Origin of the sequence: Mariniphaga anaerophila (assembly GCF_900129025.1) — a bacterium.
GTDB lineage: Bacteria > Bacteroidota > Bacteroidia > Bacteroidales > Prolixibacteraceae > Mariniphaga > Mariniphaga anaerophila.
In genome coordinates this window covers 1-21,164 of the sequence record NZ_FQUM01000019.1, presented here as the reverse complement: position 1 = coordinate 21,164, position 21,164 = coordinate 1, and the positions used below count along the sequence as shown (strand labels likewise).

Genomic DNA, 21,164 nt, shown 5'->3' with positions numbered 1-21,164 from the left:
GCCAACAAATACAAAATTGACGTGGCCATTCACAACCACCCGAAGCCGTCGAACTACTGGAACCCGGACATGTTTATGGAAGCCGTTGACGGGTTAAGCAACCGCATTGGCGCATGTACCGACGTCGGCCACTGGGCCCGCATGGGACTGGACCCGGTAAAATGTTTGCAGAAAATATCAGGCCGCGTAAAATCGCTTCATTTTAAAGACATAAAAGAAGAAGTAGCCGGCGAAGAAGAGCGTCACGATGTTATCTGGGGAACCGGTTCACTGGATATGGAAGGGATGCTTTTGGAGCTGAAAAAACAAAATTTCAAAGGTGTATTCTCCATTGAATATGAATACAACTGGGACAACTCGGTTCCCGACATCAAAAAGTGTATCTCTTATTTTAATGAAACTGTTGATGAATTGTTGTAAACGAGGACTGATGCGGGCAATGAAACTGCTTCTGACAGGAGGGTTTCTCTTTTTTGTTGTGAGCAGCATTGCCCGTATTCCTGCTTTTTCGGAAAGCTGCGGGGAAGGGAACGACATATTGAAGTTAATGACGTATAACATACGCATTGCTCATCCTCCGTCAAAAGGCTGGAGCGAAACAGATCTCCCGGCTGTTGCAAAAGTTATTGCCGACGCAAAACCGGACTTGGTGGCATTGCAGGAAGTTGACGCATTTACCGAAAGGTCGGGCAAAGCGGTGCATCAGGCGCGCGAATTGGCGGAAATGACCGGGCTGAACTACTTTTTTGCAAAAGCAATTGACCGCTCAGAAGGAGATTATGGAGTGGCTGTTCTTTCCCGTTTTCCGATAGTTGAAGCCAGAGGCTATCGTTTGCCTGTGCGCGACAGTCTAAAAAGCGAGATACGTGCATTGGCAGTTGTAAAAGCGCGTTTGCCAGACGGAAGTATTGTCGTTTTCTGTTCCGCCCATCTTGACCAATTGGCTGATGAAGACCGTCTGTTGCAGTCAGAAACCATGGTTGATATTCTTAACGGTTATTCGGATTACCCGGTGATTTTGGGCGCTGATTTAAATATGACGCCGGAGAATCCGGTGATGGATTATTTGCAGGAAAACTTTGACGTGGGATGTACCCGTTGTCCGTTAACATTCCCGTCAGTAAATCCGAACCGAACCATCGACTATTTTCTTTTTAACCAGAAAGCGAAGGGGAACTTTAACCTGACGGAATACAAAACGATAAAAGAAGAATATGCCTCAGACCATTTGCCCATTGAAGTTGTATTGAGAAAACACTAAAAAAGAGTACAAATGCATTTTTTAAGAAAAGGATTTTTTCCCCGCATAAAACGGTATTTCCCTGCATTTTTAATTGCGGGCTTTTTAGTTTCATGCAATTCGGCACACCGGAAAACTAGCGTGTCTGTTGAGAGTTTGCAAGGCGTTGAACCACGTAACGTGATTTTTATTTTGAGTGACGATCATCGGTATGATTATATGGGTTTTACGGGCAAACTTTCGTGGTTGGAAACCCCGGCAATGGACAGGATGGCCGGAGAAGGAGCTTATTTCCCCAATGCATTTGTAACCACTTCGCTCTGTTCGCCCAGCAGGGCATCGATACTAACCGGGCAATTCAGTCATACCCACAAAGTGGTGGATAATCAGGCTCCGGCACCGAAAGAAAACATCTATTTTCCGCAATATCTGCAAACAAAGGGTTATCAAACGGCTTTTCTGGGAAAATGGCACATGGGAGGCGAAACAGACGAGCCCCGCCCCGGCTTTGATCATTGGGAAAGTTTTCGGGGGCAGGGAGTTTATTACAACCCGACACTGAACATAAACGGCGAACATAAAACCTACGGCGATTCCACTTACATTACTGATTTATTGACAGAACACGCCATTGAGTGGCTGGAGAATCGAGACGAGGAGAAACCCTTTTTTATGTATTTGTCTCACAAGGCGGTTCATGGGTTGTACGAACCGGCACAGAGGCACCTGGGAAAATACGAAAATGTTGAGCTTGAATTGCCGCCGTCGTTTTACACTTCTGCCCGGCCGGTAAAAGGGAAAGATCATCCGAACGGATACCATCAATACCTTGGGCCGGATAAAGATAAAATAGAACATCCTGCTCCCGGCGATTCTTATTATGGCGAAGGTCGCACGCCCGACTGGCAGAAAATGCAGCGTGAAAGCTGGCATGGCGTTGATTACATGTACCATGCCCAACATGTTAATTACGAGACACTGGTTAAACGGTATTGCGAGCAGATTTTGTCGCTGGATGAGAGCATCGGAAGTGTGCTCGACTACCTCGATGCTAAAGGGCTGGGAGAATCTACGGTGGTGATTTACATGGGCGACAATGGTTTTGCTTTTGGCGAACACGGACTGATTGATAAACGCCATTTTTACGAGGAATCGGCAAAAGTTCCTTTTCTGATGAGATGTCCTGAGATTGTGAAAGAAAAGCTGGTTAATACGCGCATGATTCAGAACATTGATGTGGCGCCGACAATACTTGAACTGGCAGGAATTAAGAAGCCGGAACAGATGCAGGGCAGGTCGTTTCTTCCTCTTCTGACAGAGGAAAACCCGGAGTGGCGCGATAAAATTTTTTACGAGTATTACTGGGAAAATAATTTTCCGCAAACGCCAACCATGCACGGTGTCAGAACCGATCGGTACAAATACATCAGGTACCACGGCATTTGGGATACCAACGAGTTTTACGATTTGAAAGAAGATCCGTTTGAAATGAATAATTTGATTGCAAGTCCGCAACATCAGCCAATTATAAAAGAACTGTCAGACGAAATTTACAGTTGGCTCGAAAGTACAGGAGGAATGCAAATTCCGTTGAAAAGGACAACTATTCGGCTGGGAGACCACAGAAATAACGGATTATATTAAATTTGCAGAAGAGCGATCATCTATTTGATTTGCTGACTAATAATGCTTTGAAATTATGAAAACAAACGGAAAAACACTGGCAATTTCGGCATTAACCCTGGTTTTTGTATTGCATCTTTTTTACTTTGCGGTACTAAACCGGTTTCATTTATGGAACTTCGAGCAAATCCAGTTTTTTCGTTTTAGTACCGGTTATTTTTCGTCTTTTTTGTCGGACCCCGGCGGTTTCACAAATTATATTGGGGTGTTTTTTATTCAGTTTTTTCATTTTCCTTTCTGGGGAGCGCTGATTCTCTCGCTGCTGGCAGTTGCCGTTTTTTTTGTGTCAAGGATTATTTTCAGAAAACTCAGATTCAACGGCATTCTTTTTCCGTTACTTCCGGTTTTTATTTTAACAATTGTACAGAGCAACTACCACTATTCTCCAATTTACACTTTCCATTTTTTGAATGCAATTGGCGCATTTGCCCTTTATGTTTCAATACAATCAGCAAAGCGGAGGTACGCTGTTTTTCCCGCAGTGCAAATCGTGCTGTTTCTTCTTTCGGGAATTTATTCTGTGCTTTTCCTGGTTTTGTGTTTTTTTTATGAATTGCTTTTTCAGCGCACCACGTTATCAAAGTGGGCGGTTTCAGTATACGTGATGTTCTCGGTAGTATTGTACTTTTTTGTTTACCGGTTTTTCTACACACTTCCGTTTAAGCCGGAAGCAGTTTTGCCGGAGGTGTTTTTTGTTCAGCCGTTGAAAAAGTATTTGGTTGCGTTATTGGCTTATTTCCCGTTAATGCTGATTGTGGTACGTAGTATTTCACAGAAGAAAAATGCGTTATTGGCTCGCTGGAATTTCGTAAATATTGCGGCCGGCGGGCTTGTTGCATTGTTGGTTGTTTTCTCCATTGCAACTCGTCATTACAATAAAAAGAGGGAATTAATTTTTAAGATGGACTACAACGTTCAGCAGCAGAACTGGGATGAAGTACTTCGAACGGCTCAAAAATATCCCGGAGTGAATCAGCTTGTGGTTTATTTTACCAACCTGGCGCTTTCGCAGAAACACGAGCTTGCCGAAAAATTATTTGCTTATCCGCAGTTGGGCAAAAAAGGGCTGCGGCTGAAATGGGAAAGAAACAAAGTTGCCCCGTTTTATGGCGGCGAAGTATTTTACTATTTGCAGAACGATAACGAGGCTTTTCGGTGGGCCTTTGAATCGATGGTTTCCAACGGACTTCATCCGAGAGGGTTGAAGCGGCTGGTAAATACCAGCATTGCCAACGGGCATCTTCTTTTAGCTGAAAAATATCTGACGATTATTGAAGAGTCGTTGTTTTATAAAAGTTGGGCAACCGACAAACGGCGTAATATTGCGGTGCTACTTCAATCTGCCGGCGCTAAAGCAGATAATCCTTTGTGTAAAATCAGTGCCGACTTTACTGCCGACCTAAAGGAATTCGATTTGAACCTGGCGTCGTTACTTGAAAATTGCCCCGAGAACAGCACTGCGCTAGGATATTACATGGCAACTTTACTTTTCGAAAAAAATGTGAGGGAGATTTGGGCGCAGGTTGCTGCCCGGCAAAATTTTGAGGGGCATGAAATTCCCACACTTCTGGAAGAGGCGCTGTTGATATACATGAATAATACCGGCGAACGATTTATCGATGGCGGGTTGAAAATACGAGAAGAAACTTACCAGCGGTTTGAGCGGTTTGCAATGACATTTGCCCGCAACAGACAACAGGCAGCCCGGGTTCTCGAAAAAGATTTTGGTGATACTTTCTGGTATTATTTTTATTTTGTACAATGAATGCGAAAATCAATATGAGTCAACAAATTAAATACCCGGCATTTTTCATCCTTCTCATTTTATGCAGTCTGAATAGCGTTTTCTATTCCTGTACGCAGAGCATCCCTGAAACGGCTAATGCGATAGACCGCGTTCCCGAAATTTATCCTGATTATACGGAGATAACCGTTCCTGCCAATATTGCCCCGTTAAATTTTCAGATTGACGAGGAGTACGAACGTTTTCTGGTGAAGTTTTCTTTCAAAGGAAAAACGCTGTTTACGATTCCTTCGTCGGATGGAGAGGTAATTATTCCTGCCAAAAAGTGGAAATCGGTTCTGGAAGCTTGCAAAGGTGAAAGCTATTCCGTAGAAGTTTTTGCTCAAAAGAACCGGGAGTGGTTTCGGTTTTCGCCATTTTCAAATTTTGTTGCCGATGATTCAATTGACAAATATCTTGTTTACAGGTTGATTGCTCCGGGCTTCGAAACCTGGGGCGAAATGGGAATTTACCAACGCTGCCTCGAAGATTTTACCCAAACACCAATTGTTGAAAACCGGATGACCGGCGACAACTGCATGAATTGCCACTCTTTTAGCAAAAACCGGAGCGAAACCATGTTGTTTCATATGAGAGCCAAACATGGGGGAACCGTGATTCTGAAAAATAACGAACTGACTAAAGTTGATACCAAACGGGAGAATACTATTTCTGCCGGTGTTTATCCGTCGTGGCACCCCGGCGGAAGGTTGGTTGCTTTTTCGGTGAACAATATTGTGCAGACTTTTCATGCAATTCCCGACAAAAAAGTGGAGGTGTTCGACCTGCTTTCTGATTTGATAATTTACGATACCGAAGATGACCAGGTGACTTCCGGTCCTGAGGTTTCGTCGCCCGATTATTTCGAAACTTTTCCCACATGGTCGCCCGACGGGAAAACGCTTTTCTTTTGCCGTGCCGAAGCGCTTCCGGCTGAAAAATACGATGAGATTCGTTACGATTTATACAAAGTCGGTTTTTCTGAAGAATCCAAATCTTTTGGCGAATTGGTTTCTGTTTTAAACGTTTCGCAAAACCGGAAGAGCGTTACTTTTCCCCGCATTTCGCCCGACGGAAAATACCTGCTGTTTTGTTTGGTTGATTATGGCAATTTTTCAATCTGGCACAATGAGAGTGATTTGTATTGCCTCAATTTAGAAACCGGAGAAGTGTCAGAAGCAGCGCCGCTCAACAGCAATTATACCGAAAGTTACCACAGTTGGTCAGCAAACGGAAAATGGGTGGTTTTTAGCAGTCGGCGTTCCGACGGATTGTACACCAAGCCTTACATCGGTTATTTTAGTGACAACGGGAGTTTCTCCAAACCATTCGTTTTACCTCAAAAGAAACCGGATTATTATACGCGGTTTCTGAAATCATTTAATATCCCCGAATTTGTAACGTCGAAGGTTGATTTTCCAACTCAGGATTTTTTGAAAATGATTGAATAGGCTCATTTCCTTTTTGTTACTTGGGCTTTTCTCGCAGTAAAATGGTTGCTGTTTATCAATAGAGAGGTGGTTTTTTTCTTTCTTTTTTTTGAAAAGATGGCCATATTCTTTTGCATTCTTTTAGAAAGAATATGTAAATGATTGTATCTTTGGTTTTTACTGTTTTATGTAAAATAAAATCGAACCAAATGAAAAAAGTATTCCTATCTGTTATCCTGATTTCAATTCTGAATTCGTTGTCGTCTCAGCCCTGGCAACCTGCCGGAGAAAAAATTAAAACATCCTGGGCTGAAAAAATCGATCCGGCCAATCCGCTTCCTGAATATCCACGCCCGCAGTTGGTTCGCGAGCAGTGGCAAAATCTGAACGGGTTGTGGAATTATGCTTTTGCAAAACAAGGTTCAGGTATGCCGGTAGAATTTGACGGGAGTATTTTGGTTCCGTATCCAATTGAGTCAAGTCTTTCCGGCGTACAAAAAAGGGTAGGAGAGAACCAGGAGTTGTGGTACCACCGAACTTTTTCTGTCCCTTCAGCCTGGAAAAATAAAAATGTAATTCTGCATTTTGGGGCGGTTGACTGGCAGGCAGATGTTTGGGTGAATGACGTGAAAATCGGCAGGCATCAGGGAGGCTATTCTCCTTTTAGTTTCGATATAACACCGTTTTTGCAAAAAGGTGAACAGACAGTAACCGTGCGCGTTTGGGATCCAACCGACAGAGGTTTTCAGCCCCGGGGCAAACAGGTGAACGATCCGAACGGAATCTGGTACACTCCGGTTACCGGAATCTGGCAAACGGTTTGGATTGAACCGGTTGAAAAAGCTTACATAAACCACCTCAAAACTGTTCCGAATATCGACGGAGGAAACATCACTGTTTTGCCCTCGCTGGAAAATGCAATGCCGTCGGATATTGTTGAAGTGAAAGTGCTTGAAAACGGTGCAGTAGTGAATACCGGTAAAGCGGCTGCCGGCCAGGAAGTGCTTGTTCCAGTGCCCGATGCCAAACTGTGGAGCCCCGAATCGCCATTTCTTTACGATATGGAGGTTGTGGTTTTGCGCGAAGGAAAAACGGTTGATAAAGTGAAAAGCTACTTCGGAATGCGCAAGATATCTACGGCGCGCGACGAAAACGGGGTGGTGAGGATGCAACTGAATAACAAAGATTATTTTCAATTTGGCCCGCTCGACCAGGGATGGTGGCCCGACGGTTTATATACTGCGCCAACCGATGAAGCATTGTTGTACGACATCAAAAAGACAAAGGATTTTGGGTTTAATATGATTCGGAAACATGTTAAAGTAGAGCCTGCGCGTTGGTACTACCATTGCGACCGCGAGGGTGTTTTGGTATGGCAGGACATGCCTAACGGCGATCAGTCTCCGCAGTGGCAACGCTGGAACTATTTTAACGGACAGGAGCTTAAAAGAAGTACAGAATCAGAACAAAACTTCCGCCAGGAGTGGAAAGAGATAATGGATCTCTGCTATTCCAATCCGAGCGTTGTGGTTTGGGTGCCTTTTAATGAAGCGTGGGGGCAATTCAAAACCGAAGAAATTGTAGAATGGACCAAGAATTATGACTCCTCGCGTCTGATAAATCCGGCGAGTGGTGGCAACCACTACAATACAGGCGACATATTGGATATGCACAATTACCCGGGGCCGGTTATGGGATTGTACGACTCAAAACGTGTAAACGTGCTGGGAGAATACGGCGGTATCGGCCTTGTACTTCAAGAACATCTTTGGGAAGAAGATCGCAACTGGGGGTATGTTCAATATAAAAATTCGGAGGAAGCAACCAACGCTTATGTTGAATTGGCAGAGGAACTGCAGAAGTTGATTCCGTTTGGATATTCGGCTGCTGTTTACACACAAACCACAGATGTGGAGGTGGAAGTGAACGGACTGATGACCTACGACAGGAAAATAATTAAACTGGACGAGGCAAGAATCAGAAAAGTAAATCGCGAAATTTGCGGCTCATTAAGTAAGTAATTATGGTTAGGTATTTTATTGTTGCGGTGCTGGCTTTTTTGGTTTCGTGCAGTGGCGGAAAAAAGAGCCCGCAAAAAAGCTACTCCGGCAATCCTGTTTTTGAAGGATGGTATGCTGATCCGGAAGTTATTGTTTATGACGATAAATATTGGATTTATCCTACTTTTTCAGATGAATATGAAAAGCAGGTTCATTTTGATTGCTTCTCTTCGCCCGACCTGGTGAACTGGACCCGGCACGAAAGCATTATTGATACTTCAGAAGTAAAGTGGGCTTCGCGGGCCATGTGGGCGCCCGGCGTTATAAAAAAGGATAGCCGGTACTATTTCTTTTTTGCAGCAAACGATGTACACGAGGGCGAAGTTGGCGGAATAGGTGTTTCTGTTGCGGAACAGCCTCAGGGGCCTTACAAAGATTTGCTCGGGAAACCGCTCATAAATGAAATTATAAACGGCGCACAGCCCATCGATCAGTTTGTTTTTTGCGATACTGACGGCAGTTACTACATGTTTTACGGAGGCTGGCGGCATTGTAATGTGGTAAAGTTAAACGACGATTTTACCGGGTTGGAACCGCTACCCGATGGGGAGTTGTTTAAAGAGGTAACTCCTGAAGGTTATGTGGAAGGCCCCGTTATGTTCATGCGCAACGGAAAATACTATTTTATGTGGTCGGAAGGCGGCTGGACAGGCCCCGATTATCGCGTTGCTTACGCTATTTCTGATAATCCTTTCGGGCCATTTCAGCGGCTGGGAACGATTTTACAACAAGACCCCGAAATTGCTACCGGTGCCGGACACCATTCAGTTTTGAATATCCCCGGAACGGACGAATGGTATATTGTTTACCATCGTCGTCCGCTTTCTGAAACGTCACCTCATCACCGGGTTACCTGCATCGACAAAATGGAGTTCGATGAGGACGGAAAAATTCTGCCCGTGCAAATAACCTCCGAAGGAGTGGAAGCACGAACACTGAAATAACGGGTTATTCCGTTTCTGTAAGTTCAGTAATTGGTGTTAATTCCAGCTTCCTGAATTCTACTTCTGAGCCTTCAGCTTGCACTGCAATTTGTCCTTTGGTTGCTGTGCCGGCATATCCGTAATTTACCAGGTTGCCGTTAACCCACACTTTTACTTTATCGTCGAGGCATTCAACAGTCATGGAGTTCCATTCTCCAACCGGATTTTCAGAGCCGTCGGTCAGGTTTAAAATTCTGCGGCGTTTTCCTTCGGTAATTCCCCATTCTTCTTTTGGGCCGCGGCGTTCTTCCATGTTGGGAACAGTAATGTCTTCAACGATACACCAGAAGTCGCCGGCGTTTTCGTGCATCATTTGTACTTCTAACGACTTGGGAAACATTTGGTACAATGCACGTGACGTGGAAGCGTGAACCAATACACCACAGTTTCCGGGTTCGCCGGCAAAACGGTACTCCGCTACCAACCGGTAATTTTGGTAGATCGAATCGGTAATCAGATGGCCGCCGGGAGTGCCGAGGCTTACCAGCATTCCGTTGCGCACTATAAACGGATTTATGGTGTCTGGATTGTTATCCATGGCCGGTACATCTACATGCCAGCCGGATAAATCAGTGCCGTTGAATAAGCTGACTGTTTTCGGGCCCGAATTTGTGCACGACACTGCTGCAAAGAGGACGATTAGAAAGAGAATGTTGTGTTTCATGATGGTAACTTTTTGATTGTTGTTTTTTCCTATTTTTTTTGTCAAATTAATTTTAGTTCATTCCTGTTCTTTTGGGTTGAAAGCCCTGCTTAATTATGTTCGAAGCAAGGTTCAGAGAGTTGAATGCCACAAAGCCCAACGCTCCGAAGGGCAGTTTAAAAGTTTTTCACGACCTGCTCGTCTGCCCATTTAATGTATTGTTCCCAGTCAAATGCTGTAACATCATGCCCGCCTGTTCGGATGTGATAAGCTACGGTGTTAATTAGCGGTTGGTTTACCTGTGGCATTTCTTCTGAGGGAATTCCCTTTTTTCCGTACAATTCGTAAACGGATGTTGCGTAGTATGCAGCGAGAAATTCACCACGTGGATCGGCCCAGCGGTCGTCTTCTGCACTGGCGACATACAACGGCCGGGGAGCGATTAACGCAAGTAACCCGTGTTGGTCGATAGGCAGAGCTTTTTCATTTTTGTTGTAGCTGATAAAATTGCGGGCAAACCAGTGTGGAAAAGCGTTATTAATGCGGCCAACCGTTTCGCCATATTGACGTTTGGAGAGCGCCGCACCGCCACATCCTGAATTATTGGAGATAACGCCGGCAAAACGCTCGTCGGTTGCTCCGGCCCATAACGCCGTTTTTCCCAGGCGCGAGTGCCCAAAAACAATAACTTTTGTGGCATCTACATCACTGTCCTGTTCCAGGTAATCCATGGCCCGGCTCAGTCCCCAGGCCCAGGCCGCAATAGCACCCCATTCATTTGCAGCCGGTCGTTGCTGCCCGTCAACATAAAAGAATGGATGAATACCGTTGTAAAAATCGTTGTTGTCCGGATCTATTTCGCCATAATAAATGGTAGCCAGTCCGTAGCCGGAATCAATAATCTTTTCAACCTGCCAGCTATCTTTTCTAACACCCCTCGATTTTTCGGTAAACTGATTGTTGGAAATTCCGTAAGACTCGTTGTTGCGTGCCCAGGTGTCCGGAATACGAATTTTCACATCCTGACATACGGCGTGGTTTCCGTAAAAATTGTAACCCAGAAACAGCGGAGCCTTTTCTTTATTATTTGGAAGATACATCAGTATATTGAAAAACAGTGTTTTCCCATCTTTGTTGAAAACAATGTCCACCTGTTTGCGATGAGCTTTTCCGTTCAATGCGTTGGCGTTTTCTTCCACCACCTCCCATTTCGAAATTTCCAGTTCTCCGGGAACCTTGCCGTAAACATTGTTTGCGAAGAAATTCAGTAGCTCCGGGCGGCGGACTTTCTCCCAACGTTTGGTGTTTTTTATTTTTCTTCCATTAAATGAAATGAGAGGATTGGTTATTTTGAACTGCGGAACTTTGCTTTCGTCGTAATTGGGCGTAAACTCAAATTGCTGTGCGTAGCAAAAGTGAAAGGAGAGAAGTATCCCGAGAAATAGTGTCAGCTTTTTCATTTGTTGTTTTTTTGAACAATTTTCGGCAGAGTATGCAACCGTTTTCAAATGAAAGCGGCGCATACCCCGAAGTATAATATAAAGTTATTTGTATTTCTGTAATAATTGCAGAAGTTTTCTGTCGAGTTTATGACCATGCCAGTCTTCATATTCTACGTCTTTTCGCCCTGAATCCATGATGCCAAAATCGCCACGGAAATTCCAAAGGGCGTAACCAATTCCGTATTGGGTGAGTACGTCAAGCACATCGCCAAACCACGCCAGAAAAACTTCGTGCGGCGTTTCTCTGTAGCATCCGCATTCGCCACAATGCACACCAACTCCTTTTTTTACGGCATCAATCCAGGGTGCGTAAAACTCCTCAAGATTTTTTCTGCTGAAGTGTTGTCCGTCGATCTCTCCGGGCCATACCGGCTTCGGGGCATCTTCCGGATTTTTCCATACCCACGATGCACGGTAATGTGAAACATAGTGAGGAAAATATCCCCGGCAGCTTTGCCCGATATTCAGGTCGAAAATTTCCGGAATAACATCTGCTCCAACATTGTTCCCGTCGGCAATAACAAGGTGATCGGGGTTGTGTTTTCTGATGGTTTCCATTGCTTTTTTTGCAACGGCGCGGTAAAGCTCACCAGGAATCGAGCCCCGTTGTGAAAATTGGTCATTCATGTCTTCTCGCGTACACGGTTCATTTACCAAATCGAAACTGATTTGTTTGGGCGACAAGTGACTGAACCTTTTTGCCCACATGCTCCAGTGTTGATAGAATGCGTCTTGCGCTTCCTCGTCCTGCCACAGGTTGTAGGGTTCGTAAAAACCTGCATTAACGCAAAAACCGGGCGCGCGGTGCAAATTCAGGCTCATGTGTAGCCCGTATTTGTTTGCCCGTTCAACCAGTTGCTGAATTTTATCCAGCTCGTTTTCATCAAAATTCAAAACGTTGTCAGGTGTAATATTTTTGAACGGCGTATGTTTTACATAACGCGGATAAGCCATGGGCAGTCGCACAAAATCGAACCCCCAGTCTGCCATCCATTTCAAATCATCATCGGTGGTTACATAGTTGGGGACGCCTTTAAACGGAGAAAAATAATCGAGCAGATTAAATCCTTTCCAGCGGGGTAATTTATTTTTTGTTGAACCGAGAAAATTGCCGGCAGTTATTGAGCCTGCCAAACCTGTTCCGGCAGCTGCTACGCCCGTGGTTCTAATAAAGTTTCTGCGTTTCATCGATAAGGTTTTATTGGTTTGTATCAAAGATACAACTCAAACCGGAATCAACAAAAAGAAGAGAAGCGCAAGTTTTTAAAATGAGAAGTGTCTTAAAAAACAATCAGACTTTTTTAAACATTTAAATGATTGAAACATGAAAACAAAAAGATTTGCAATTTTATGGATGTTCGCCGGAATTTCGCTGCTTCTGTCGTCGTGCAACGGTGGCACCAACAATGTTGATGACGCATTTGAAGCGGCAGTAGAAACAAAAAGCTCAGGAGCAGCAGTAGCAACTGACGAGTGTTGTTGTACCTTCTCCGGTACTTTAACCGAAGCAGATATTGTCGGCCTTATGGAGATGCGCGAGGAAGAGAAGCTTGCGCGTGACGTGTATCTTTTCTTTTACGAAAAGTATCAAATTCCTGTTTTTAGGAATATTAGCAAAGCTGAAAGTACGCATATGAATGCGGTTTTGTACTTGCTGAATGGTTATGGGTTGGAAGACCCTGCGCTTGATGCAGAAGGTGAGTTCCGCAATCCGTTGTTTTCCGATTTATTTTTGGAACTTACAGAACAGGGGAGCGCCAGCCTGGAAGAAGCACTGAAAGTGGGGGCTTATATTGAAGAATACGATATTGCCGACCTGATGAAGCTGATAGACGAAACGGAGAATGAAGATATTCAACGGGTGTATGGAAACCTGCTTCGCGGTTCTACGTTTCACCTGAAAGCGTTTACCGGGATATTGGCTAAAATGGGTGAACCCTATTCTCCTGTAATTATTTCTGAAGAGCTGTTCAACGAAATTACCAGTATGGAAGTTAATGATGAAAATTCGGGAGGTTCGTTTACCCCCGGGGTTTGCGACGGCACCGGACCAAATGTGTGAGCTATTGTAATAATAAACGGGAACGTAGATTATCTCCGCATTCCCGTTTATTATGTTTTTATTTTTTGGAAAGCAAACTGGCCGTCCACCCGACAATAAAGCAGGAGATGACTCCAGTTGCTGAATATACGAGCAGGTGAAACGGCAGGTAGGTTACTCTACTTATTTTTTGTGGAAAAAGTCCGGCCTGCTTTAAATGCTTCCACGTTCATTTCTACAATTTTGTCGCCCTTCGCTTTGAAAATACTTTCAATTCCTTTGATGATAATATCATCGTGTATTGCAATAAAAGGCGAAGCCGCGCCAAGCATTACCATGTTTGATGCTTTTGGATTGCCGGTGTCTTTCGCAATCTGGTCAGCATCAATACGTATAATATTTATTTTTTGGCTGAGCTCTTCGAATGTGCTTTCCAGCTCCGGATAATTGGGAATATTTTTGAATTCTATGGTATTGGTTACCAAGCTGCCTCCGGGTGCCAGGTGAGGCAGGTACCTCAACGATTCCATCGGTTCTACGGAAAGAATCAGGTCGGCAGCACCCAACGGAATTAAGTCGGAGTGAATTGGATGATCGGCAATGCGGAGGTGTGAAACCACGGCGCCGCCCCGCTGGCTCATTCCATGAGTTTCGGCCTGTTTCAGGTAATAGTTTTCGTTGAGAGCAGCAGCGCCCAGCGAAGCTGCAATGGAAAGAATTCCTTGTCCGCCTACGCCTGCCAGTATGATGTCTGTCTTCATTCGGTTATAATTTTTTTTGATTTTCAGTAGCAATTCAATAAATGCACATGGAAAACAGTTGTGCTGCCACGCGGCAGAACAATTACCATGCTTTTTTCATTTTATGCCTGCTTTTTTGCTTTGTTCAATTTTTTCATTTTTGCAATGCGTTGCACGCACTCTCTGCGCCCGATAATTACCGAAACGCCGTTAAATGCCACCTCTTCCCGAATTATATTTACAATTTCTTCGTGATTTTTTTTGAGTGGTACAAATAATCTGACATGCTCGGGATTCACGCCAACCCCTTCGCAAATTTTTTCAATTCTGCCTTTGGCTGACGAGTCCTGCCCGCCGGTCATTGCTACGGTTTCGTTATCAACAATTATAATGTTGATGTTGGTTTTTTCAATGACGCAATCCAGCAGTCCGGTAATTCCCGAATGGGTAAAAGTAGAGTCTCCAATTACTGCAAACACCGGAGACAAGCCAGCATCTGCTGCACCTTTTGCCATGGTAATGGAAGCTCCCATATCTACGCAGGTGTTTACTGTATTAAAAGGCGGCAATGCTCCCAGTGTGTAACAACCAATGTCGGCAAATACACGGCCTGCACCCGCTTCGGCAATAATTTCATTCAACGCAATGTAGGTGTCCTGGTGTCCGCAGCCGGCACAGAGTGATGGTGGTCTTCCAACCAATGTGTCGGGTATTGCAATTGTATTTTCCTGTTCTTTGCCCAGGGCTTTTGCCAAATGATCCGGATTGAGTTCGCCACGGCGGGGTAGTGTGCCGTCGAGCCTTCCTGAAACTTTTGTTCCTTTCCCAAAAAAATCAGTGAGTAATTCTTCAACAACGGGATAGCCTTCTTCAACTACCAGCAGTTCGTCGCATTCTTTTTCTAGTTTCGTTAACATTGATTTAGGAACCGGATATTGCGTAATTTTAACCACCGGGTAATGGCAGTTGTTGTGCGGATAGTTTTCCATCAAATAATTGTATGTAATTCCGCAGCAAATAATTCCCAGGCTTTTATCTTTTCCTTCAAAATACTCGTTGTAAACAGATTTTTCCGAAAGCTCGGTTAGCCAGCTTTGTTTATCCAAAAGAGACTGGTAATACTTGCGCCCGTAAGCAGGGAGCAGAATAAACTGGTTTTTGTTTTCAGGCAGTTTGAGCTTGTTCTCTTCCTGAACTGTTTTTTGCACCACGCCGGCACGCGAATGGGCCAGCCGTGTTGGAATACGCATCATTACCGGTAGTCCGGTTTTTTCTGAAAACTCAAATGCATCATAAGTCATATCATAGGCTTCCTGCTGACTCGACGGCTCAAAAACAGGAATCATGGCAAATTTTCCGTAATACCTTGAGTCCTGCTCGTTTTGAGATGAGTGTTGCGACGGGTCGTCGGCTACTGTAATCACCAGTCCGCCGTTTATGCCTGTTATTGCCATGTTCATCAGAACATCGGCAGCAACATTCAGCCCAACATGCTTCATACATGCAATGGTTCGTTTCCCGGCATACGACATGCCCAATGCTGCTTCCAGCGCTGTTTTTTCATTCACAGACCATTCGCGGTGGATGTTGCGTTCGCGGGCTGTCTGATTGTGTTGAATATATTCGGTTATTTCGGTTGAAGGTGTACCCGGATAGGCATAAACTCCCGAAATTCCTGCATCGACGGCTGCCTGTCCAATGGCCTCAACTCCTAACAAAAGATTACGTTGCATACTTTTTTGGTTTGTTTTGGCTCGCAAATTAGGATTTTTATCCGATGTAGGAAACAATAAAACTCAGTGATTTTTGTCGTTTTTTGATTTTTTTCCTGCGTTTTTTGTTGAAAATAGAAACATTAATCGTTCTCTTTAATCTTTTTTGAAAAATACAAGCTCTTTAAGAATAGATAGTAAGTACCAATCTGCGGTTCCCTCCAAAATTGCGGAATTCGCAAAAATAGATGCCCTGCCAGGTTCCTAAATTCAAACGATGATTTGTGACGGGAATAGTAACTTCTGCCCCTATTACCGAAGACTTCAGGTGTGCGGGCATATCGTCGTCGCCTTCGTAAGTGTGAATATATACCGGGTCGCCTTCGGGAATCATTTTATTTATAAACGATTCAAAATCGGTTCGGACCGAAGGGTCGGCGTTTTCGTTGATTGTAATTCCTGCCGAGGTGTGTTTTACCAAAATGTGAAGCAGGCCTTTCTCCGGAAGTGGAGGCAACTGTTTTTCAATGTGCGACGTGATGAGGTGATAGCCTCTTCTCAGTTGGGGCAATGTTATTTCCAGTTGCTGTATCATCCTATTTTCCTCCAAACCTTTTACCCCACCAACGTTGCAGTCGTTCCAGTATTTTTAATTCCGCCGGGTTTTTGCCGGGGTTGTAAAACCTTTCTTTTTTTATTTCAGAGGGAAGGAAATCCTGCTCGGCAAAATTACCTTCGTAAGCGTGGGCATATTTATAGTTTTTCCCGTATCCAAGTTCTTTCATCAGTTTTGTGGGGGCGTTTCTTAAATGAAGAGGAACCGGAAGGTTGCCGGTATTTCGAACCAACGCCAGCGCTTCGTCGATGGCCATGTACGCCGAGTTGCTTTTGGGAGATGTTGCAAGATAAATGGTGCATTCAGACAGCACGATGCGGGATTCGGGGTATCCGATCTGATGAACTGCATCGAACGTGCTTTGCGCCAGAAGCAGTGCGTTAGGATTAGCGAGTCCGATGTCTTCGGTGGCCAGAATGAGCAAACGGCGGGCAATAAATTTTACATCTTCGCCGCCTTCAATCATTCTGGCCAGCCAGTAAACCGCAGCATCCGGGTCGCTGCCACGAACACTTTTTATGAATGCCGAAATAATATCGTAGTGCATTTCGCCCTGCTTATCGTAAATAGCCGGGCTTTTCTGAAGGCACGAAACCACCATTTCGTTGGTGATTTCTACCTGGTTACCGCTGGCAGAAAGTACAACCAGTTCTAATATGTTAAGCAGTTTTCGTGCATCGCCGCCCGAATAACGGAGCAGCGCAGAATCTTCTTTAAGCGTAATTTGTTTCTCTTTCAGCTCAGTATCCTTTTCAAGAGCGTTGTTTATCAGCTTTAAAAGATTGGCTTTGCTTAACGATTCTAAAACATAAACCTGGCAACGCGAGAGCAGGGGCGAGATGACTTCGAAAGACGGATTTTCTGTAGTAGCGCCAATAAGCGTAATGGTTCCGTTTTCTACCGCGCCCAGCAACGAGTCCTGTTGCGATTTACTGAATCTGTGAATTTCGTCAATAAAAAGGATCGGGTTGGGACGACTGAAAAACTGCTGCTTTTTCGCTTTTTCGATTACCTCGCGCACATCTTTCACTCCTGAATTGATGGCGCTCAACGTGTAAAATGGCCGGTCCAGCGTATTTGCAATTATTTTTGCCAGTGTTGTTTTTCCAACTCCCGGCGGCCCCCACAAAATGATTGACGAAAAGTTGCCTGAATCAATCATTTTGCGCAGCACAGCATTTTCGCCTACCAGGTGTTCCTGCCCGATGTATTCGTTTAGGTTTTTAGGTCGTAGTCGTTCTGCCAGAGGCTGGTTGGTGCTCATTTTTTTCGCTGATTTATCTTTGTAAGGTATTCTGTTTTTCGTAAAAACGAAATTATTTCATCTTGTTTTACTGAAGTTTTTTGTATTTGAACCTTTTCGGAGATGTATCCTGCATGCGTTTTTTCCGGTTTTCTTCGTATTCGGTAAATGAACCCTCAAAGAAGTAAATTTGCGAATCGCCTTCAAAAGCGAGAATGTGTGTAGCAATGCGGTCGAGAAACCAGCGGTCGTGTGAAATAACCACGGCGCATCCGGCAAAGTTTTCCAGGCCTTCTTCCAGCGCACGAAGCGTATTTACGTCAATGTCGTTGGTAGGTTCGTCAAGCAACAATACGTTTCCTTCCGATTTTAGCGCCAATGCCAAATGCAGCCTGTTGCGTTCTCCGCCCGATAAAACGCCGCATTTTTTTTCCTGATCCGACCCGGTGAAATTAAACCGCGCAACATAGGCTCGCGCATTTACCTGGCGGTTACCCAACATTATGGTTTCGGTTCCGCCGGAAATAACCTGAAATACTGTTTTCTCCGGATCGATTGCTTTGTGGGTTTGGTCAACGTAACTTGTTTTTACCGTATCGCCAATTTCGATGGTTCCGGTTTCGGGTTTATACTGATCCATAATCAGTTTGAAAAGCGTGGTTTTACCAGCGCCGTTCGGTCCGATTACGCCAATAATTCCTGAACGGGGAAGATTAAAACTCAGATTTTCGAATAGGAGGCGGTCGCCAAACCGTTTCGAAACACCTTCCATTTCAATTACTTTGTCGCCAAGCCTTGGTCCGTTGGGAATAAATATTTCGAGCTTTTCTTCCTTCTGCTTAACGTCTTCGTTTACCATTTTGTCGTAGGCATTTAAACGGGCTTTGGATTTGGCGTGCCTTGCTTTTGGCGCCATGCGTACCCATTCAAGCTCGCGTTCCAGTGTTTTTCTGCGTTTCTGGCTGCCTTTTTCTTCCATCTCCAAACGTTTGGCTTTTTGTTCCAGCCACGAGCTGTAGTTTCCTTTCCATGGAATTCCCTGTCCACGGTCGAGTTCTAAAATCCAGCCGGCCACATTATCCAAAAAATAGCGGTCGTGCGTGATGCAGATAACTGTTCCCTTGTACTGTTGCAAGTGCATTTCCAGCCAAAGGATGCTTTCTGCATCGAGGTGGTTGGTGGGTTCGTCGAGAAGCAGCACATCCGGTTCCTGTAACAGCAAACGGCAAAGTGCAACACGACGGCGTTCCCCGCCGGAGAGTTCGCTTACCAACTGATCGTTGGGTGGGCACTGGAGTGCGTCCATGGCCCGTTCGAGACGGGAATCCAGGTTCCATGCATCCATCTGGTCTATCTTTTCCTGTAGTTTAGCCTGCTCTGTCATCAGCCTGTCCATTTCGTCAGGATTTTCATACACCTCTGGAAGTCCAAATTTCAGGTTGATATCTTCGTAGGCATTCATCACGTCAACAACTTCCTGAACCCCTTCTTTTACCACCTCAATAACGGTTTTTGTTTCGTCGAGATGAGGCTCCTGTTCTAGCAGGCCAACTGAGTACCCCGGTGCAAAAACAAGTTCGCCGTTAAAGTTTTTGTCTTCGCCTGCAATTATGCGCAGCAACGTAGATTTTCCGGAACCGTTTAACCCGATAATGCCAATTTTGGCCCCCAGGAAAAAGGATAGCGAGATGTCTTTAATAACGGTTTTATTGGGTGGGTAAGATTTACTCACCTTGTACATCGAGAAGATGATTTTTTTATCGTCGGTCATTTTGTTTCAATTTAATTTGCGACAAAAATACAATAGTATTTCGGGATTTCATTGTCCTGGAAAATCAGTTGAGAAAAGCGATATCTATCCGGTTAACCCAATGGGGATTGCAAGAATAGATTGGGTTGTAAAATACCTTGAATAATACTTTGTGCGTCTGGTTTCAGAAAATTGCAACTACCTTTTTACGGGTTTTGCATCCACTTCAATCCAGTCGAGCCGCGAACAGGATGCAGATCTGCCTCCGGGCATGAGGTCGGTAAAACCAATTTCTTCAACATTTGAAAGGTCGGGACTTTTTGCCGGGCCAATTTCTGTAACCCGATTAATGTCCAGTTTATACCATGTAATTTCCTGTATGTTGAATTCTTTAATGCGCCAGTCTTTTGCCGGCCCGTCGGACAGGTCGCTTACAAGCCACGAGCCGTTTGCCAGTTTTAGAACAACGCGCAATTCGCGCAATCCTGCTTGTTTGGAGCGCCATCTGATTTTTGCAAATCCGGTTAAGTCAGCATTGAATTTTTTGTGTTTTAGCGTTACCAGCCAATTCTCCAGACACAACCCGGACCAAACATAAAAGGGGTCATCTACCGGGCGGTCGTGATTACTTTTTTTTAGGCTGTCTTTTCCGGCTCCGTATAACTGCAGCAAAAGCTCAGGATTGTTAACGTGCTTTTGCGACAGCGGAATTTCCGGCGGTGTTTCTTTCCAGTCTTCCCTGAAAAACAGCCCCGGACGATAAGGGTTTTGTGCACACACTGCAAAGGTTGATAAAAACAGGAGGGTTGCGATAAGTGTTTTAGTTTTCATTTTTTTTGCAAATAAGTTGACAATTTATTTTTTTAGGTTTCTGATTCTCTAGTATTGAAACCCTTTTAAATAGTACAAGAAACGAAATATTGAGAAAACAAAAATGCAAAATAAATTAGGATAGCTGATAGTAAAATTATTACTTTCGCTAAAATAAAATGATTAACCATAAACATGACCGAAAACTTTGGAAAAGATTACTGGAAGTTTGTTTGGGAAGAATTCAAATCAGGTGACCGCAAGGCTTTTGAGATTATTTATAAAGAGTATGTGGAAGTATTGTATTCATACGGAGCAAAAATCTCTTCAGACCGGGCGCTAGTCGAAGATTCAATCCAGGATACTTTTCTTGCCATATATACATGGGAAGGTCGTTTGAGAAAACCAGAGTCGCTGGAGTTTTTTTTATACAAAACATTGAAGCGTATTCTTATTTCGAGGATGAAAGAGAAGAACCGTCAGTTGTCGTCAGATGAATTTGCTGAGCAGTTTGATTTGAAGTTTCTGTTGGAAGAAGCAGATACATCAGTTTTGGATGAGCAAACAGTAATATTGAAGAGAGAACTGGAGAATTTGGACTCGCAAAAAAGAGAACTACTGTTCCTGCGATTTAATAGTGGTTTGAGTTACATAGAAATGGGTGAGCTGCTGGAATTAAAAGCTGATACCGCAAAAAAACAGGTAACTCGCTTGTTGAAAGTTTTGAGAAAGAAACTGGAACAAAACTTTGTGGAGCTTTTTGTTTTCTGTTTCAAAGTATGACCATATAACGACTTTTTTGCAGAATGGATAGGGGTACAGTCGATTTAAATGACGCTGTTCAAATAAGTGTGTCAAGTTAGAAGGATATAAATTTTTAGTTTGGCAAAATGAAAAGAGAATCAAGTTTTGATTTTGAAGAATTTGA

General features: G+C 44.2%; 18 protein-coding genes. 9 read left to right on the top strand and 9 right to left on the bottom strand.

The genetic code is table 11. From position 1 onward, the window contains the following. The 7 genes from BUB08_RS19390 to BUB08_RS19360 all read left to right on the top strand — a co-directional run. A partial coding sequence (locus BUB08_RS19390) for a sugar phosphate isomerase/epimerase family protein (RefSeq protein ID WP_139249804.1) occupies positions 1–420 on the top strand: 420 nt, incomplete at its 5' end. Next, entirely contained in the window at positions 407–1,261 is an 855-nt protein-coding gene (locus BUB08_RS19385; protein WP_175550051.1) for an endonuclease/exonuclease/phosphatase family protein, read from the top strand. The genes BUB08_RS19390 and BUB08_RS19385, both read left to right, overlap by 14 nt. 12 nt (positions 1,262–1,273) lie before the next feature. Then, positions 1,274–2,884, top strand: a complete 1,611-nt coding sequence (locus BUB08_RS19380) for a sulfatase family protein (protein ID WP_073003581.1) — start codon at positions 1,274–1,276, stop codon at positions 2,882–2,884. Positions 2,885–2,939: 55 nt separating this feature from the next. After that, the gene (locus BUB08_RS19375; protein ID WP_073003580.1) at positions 2,940–4,688 is read left to right on the top strand and encodes a DUF6057 family protein; all 1,749 of its coding nucleotides are present in this window, start codon (positions 2,940–2,942) and stop codon (positions 4,686–4,688) included. A gap of 14 nt (positions 4,689–4,702) precedes the next feature. Next, entirely contained in the window at positions 4,703–6,157 is a 1,455-nt protein-coding gene (locus BUB08_RS19370) for a TolB family protein (RefSeq protein ID WP_073003586.1), read from the top strand. Positions 6,158–6,345: 188 nt separating this feature from the next. Then, positions 6,346–8,157, top strand: coding sequence for a glycoside hydrolase family 2 protein (locus BUB08_RS19365; protein WP_073003585.1), 1,812 nt, complete (start codon positions 6,346–6,348; stop codon positions 8,155–8,157). A 2-nt stretch (positions 8,158–8,159) separates the two neighbouring features. Then, a complete protein-coding gene (locus BUB08_RS19360; protein ID WP_073003579.1) occupies positions 8,160–9,140 on the top strand; it encodes a glycoside hydrolase family 43 protein in 981 nt (326 codons plus the stop codon). A 4-nt stretch (positions 9,141–9,144) separates the two neighbouring features. Here the strand turns inward: BUB08_RS19360 and BUB08_RS19355 are convergent, their stop codons facing one another. The 3 genes from BUB08_RS19355 to BUB08_RS19345 all read right to left on the bottom strand — a co-directional run bounded on the left by BUB08_RS19355 (position 9,145) and on the right by BUB08_RS19345 (position 12,512). Continuing rightward, entirely contained in the window at positions 9,145–9,843 is a 699-nt protein-coding gene (locus BUB08_RS19355; RefSeq protein ID WP_073003584.1) for a 3-keto-disaccharide hydrolase, read from the bottom strand. A gap of 155 nt (positions 9,844–9,998) precedes the next feature. After that, positions 9,999–11,282 carry a glucuronyl esterase domain-containing protein gene (locus BUB08_RS19350; protein WP_073003583.1) on the bottom strand — a complete coding sequence of 428 codons (1,284 nt, stop codon included), beginning with the start codon at positions 11,280–11,282 and terminating at the stop codon, positions 9,999–10,001. 84 nt (positions 11,283–11,366) lie between these two features. Beyond that, positions 11,367–12,512: a cellulase family glycosylhydrolase gene (locus BUB08_RS19345; RefSeq protein WP_073003578.1), complete on the bottom strand. Its 1,146-nt coding sequence runs from the start codon at positions 12,510–12,512 to the stop codon at positions 11,367–11,369. A 136-nt stretch (positions 12,513–12,648) separates the two neighbouring features. Between BUB08_RS19345 and BUB08_RS19340 the strand changes: the two genes are divergently transcribed. Continuing rightward, entirely contained in the window at positions 12,649–13,386 is a 738-nt protein-coding gene (locus BUB08_RS19340) for a DUF2202 domain-containing protein (RefSeq protein WP_073003577.1), read from the top strand. A 158-nt stretch (positions 13,387–13,544) separates the two neighbouring features. Here BUB08_RS19340 and BUB08_RS19335 read toward each other — a convergent pair whose 3' ends face one another. From BUB08_RS19335 to BUB08_RS19310, 6 genes are all read right to left on the bottom strand, one after another. Beyond that, positions 13,545–14,126: an indolepyruvate oxidoreductase subunit beta gene (locus BUB08_RS19335; RefSeq protein ID WP_073003582.1), complete on the bottom strand. Its 582-nt coding sequence runs from the start codon at positions 14,124–14,126 to the stop codon at positions 13,545–13,547. Between the two features lie 101 nt (positions 14,127–14,227). After that, complete coding sequence (locus tag BUB08_RS19330) at positions 14,228–15,838, bottom strand: thiamine pyrophosphate-dependent enzyme (RefSeq protein ID WP_073003576.1); 1,611 nt, start codon at positions 15,836–15,838, stop codon at positions 14,228–14,230. 163 nt (positions 15,839–16,001) lie between these two features. Beyond that, entirely contained in the window at positions 16,002–16,412 is a 411-nt protein-coding gene (locus tag BUB08_RS19325; RefSeq protein WP_073003575.1) for a secondary thiamine-phosphate synthase enzyme YjbQ, read from the bottom strand. A gap of 1 nt (position 16,413) precedes the next feature. Then, a complete protein-coding gene (locus tag BUB08_RS19320) occupies positions 16,414–17,697 on the bottom strand; it encodes a replication-associated recombination protein A (protein WP_073003574.1) in 1,284 nt (427 codons plus the stop codon). Positions 17,698–17,764: 67 nt separating this feature from the next. Beyond that, the gene (ettA, locus tag BUB08_RS19315) at positions 17,765–19,447 is read right to left on the bottom strand and encodes an energy-dependent translational throttle protein EttA (protein WP_073003573.1); all 1,683 of its coding nucleotides are present in this window, start codon (positions 19,445–19,447) and stop codon (positions 17,765–17,767) included. A gap of 177 nt (positions 19,448–19,624) precedes the next feature. Further along, positions 19,625–20,257, bottom strand: a complete 633-nt coding sequence (locus BUB08_RS19310; RefSeq protein WP_073003572.1) for a hypothetical protein — start codon at positions 20,255–20,257, stop codon at positions 19,625–19,627. Positions 20,258–20,431: 174 nt separating this feature from the next. Between BUB08_RS19310 and BUB08_RS19305 the strand changes: the two genes are divergently transcribed. Continuing rightward, a complete protein-coding gene (locus BUB08_RS19305) occupies positions 20,432–21,019 on the top strand; it encodes an RNA polymerase sigma factor (protein WP_073003571.1) in 588 nt (195 codons plus the stop codon). Positions 21,020–21,164: the final 145 nt, after the last annotated feature.

What these genes read in the sequence shown, in the direction of transcription:
- BUB08_RS19355 (WP_073003584.1), bottom strand. Translation starts at nt 9,843, where the DNA reads ATGAAACACAACATTCTCTTTCTAATCGTCCTCTTTGCAGCAGTGTCG.
- BUB08_RS19310 (WP_073003572.1), bottom strand. Translation starts at nt 20,257, where the DNA reads ATGAAAACTAAAACACTTATCGCAACCCTCCTGTTTTTATCAACCTTT.
- BUB08_RS19340 (WP_073003577.1), top strand. Translation starts at nt 12,649, where the DNA reads ATGAAAACAAAAAGATTTGCAATTTTATGGATGTTCGCCGGAATTTCG.
- BUB08_RS19320 (WP_073003574.1), bottom strand. Translation starts at nt 17,697, where the DNA reads ATGAGCACCAACCAGCCTCTGGCAGAACGACTACGACCTAAAAACCTA.
- ettA (WP_073003573.1), bottom strand. Translation starts at nt 19,447, where the DNA reads ATGACCGACGATAAAAAAATCATCTTCTCGATGTACAAGGTGAGTAAA.
- BUB08_RS19330 (WP_073003576.1), bottom strand. Translation starts at nt 15,838, where the DNA reads ATGCAACGTAATCTTTTGTTAGGAGTTGAGGCCATTGGACAGGCAGCC.
- BUB08_RS19360 (WP_073003579.1), top strand. Translation starts at nt 8,160, where the DNA reads ATGGTTAGGTATTTTATTGTTGCGGTGCTGGCTTTTTTGGTTTCGTGC.
- BUB08_RS19365 (WP_073003585.1), top strand. Translation starts at nt 6,346, where the DNA reads ATGAAAAAAGTATTCCTATCTGTTATCCTGATTTCAATTCTGAATTCG.
- BUB08_RS19345 (WP_073003578.1), bottom strand. Translation starts at nt 12,512, where the DNA reads ATGAAACGCAGAAACTTTATTAGAACCACGGGCGTAGCAGCTGCCGGA.
- BUB08_RS19335 (WP_073003582.1), bottom strand. Translation starts at nt 14,126, where the DNA reads ATGAAGACAGACATCATACTGGCAGGCGTAGGCGGACAAGGAATTCTT.
- BUB08_RS19375 (WP_073003580.1), top strand. Translation starts at nt 2,940, where the DNA reads ATGAAAACAAACGGAAAAACACTGGCAATTTCGGCATTAACCCTGGTT.
- BUB08_RS19380 (WP_073003581.1), top strand. Translation starts at nt 1,274, where the DNA reads ATGCATTTTTTAAGAAAAGGATTTTTTCCCCGCATAAAACGGTATTTC.
- BUB08_RS19325 (WP_073003575.1), bottom strand. Translation starts at nt 16,412, where the DNA reads ATGATACAGCAACTGGAAATAACATTGCCCCAACTGAGAAGAGGCTAT.
- BUB08_RS19305 (WP_073003571.1), top strand. Translation starts at nt 20,432, where the DNA reads ATGACCGAAAACTTTGGAAAAGATTACTGGAAGTTTGTTTGGGAAGAA.
- BUB08_RS19370 (WP_073003586.1), top strand. Translation starts at nt 4,703, where the DNA reads ATGAGTCAACAAATTAAATACCCGGCATTTTTCATCCTTCTCATTTTA.
- BUB08_RS19385 (WP_175550051.1), top strand. Translation starts at nt 407, where the DNA reads ATGAATTGTTGTAAACGAGGACTGATGCGGGCAATGAAACTGCTTCTG.
- BUB08_RS19350 (WP_073003583.1), bottom strand. Translation starts at nt 11,282, where the DNA reads ATGAAAAAGCTGACACTATTTCTCGGGATACTTCTCTCCTTTCACTTT.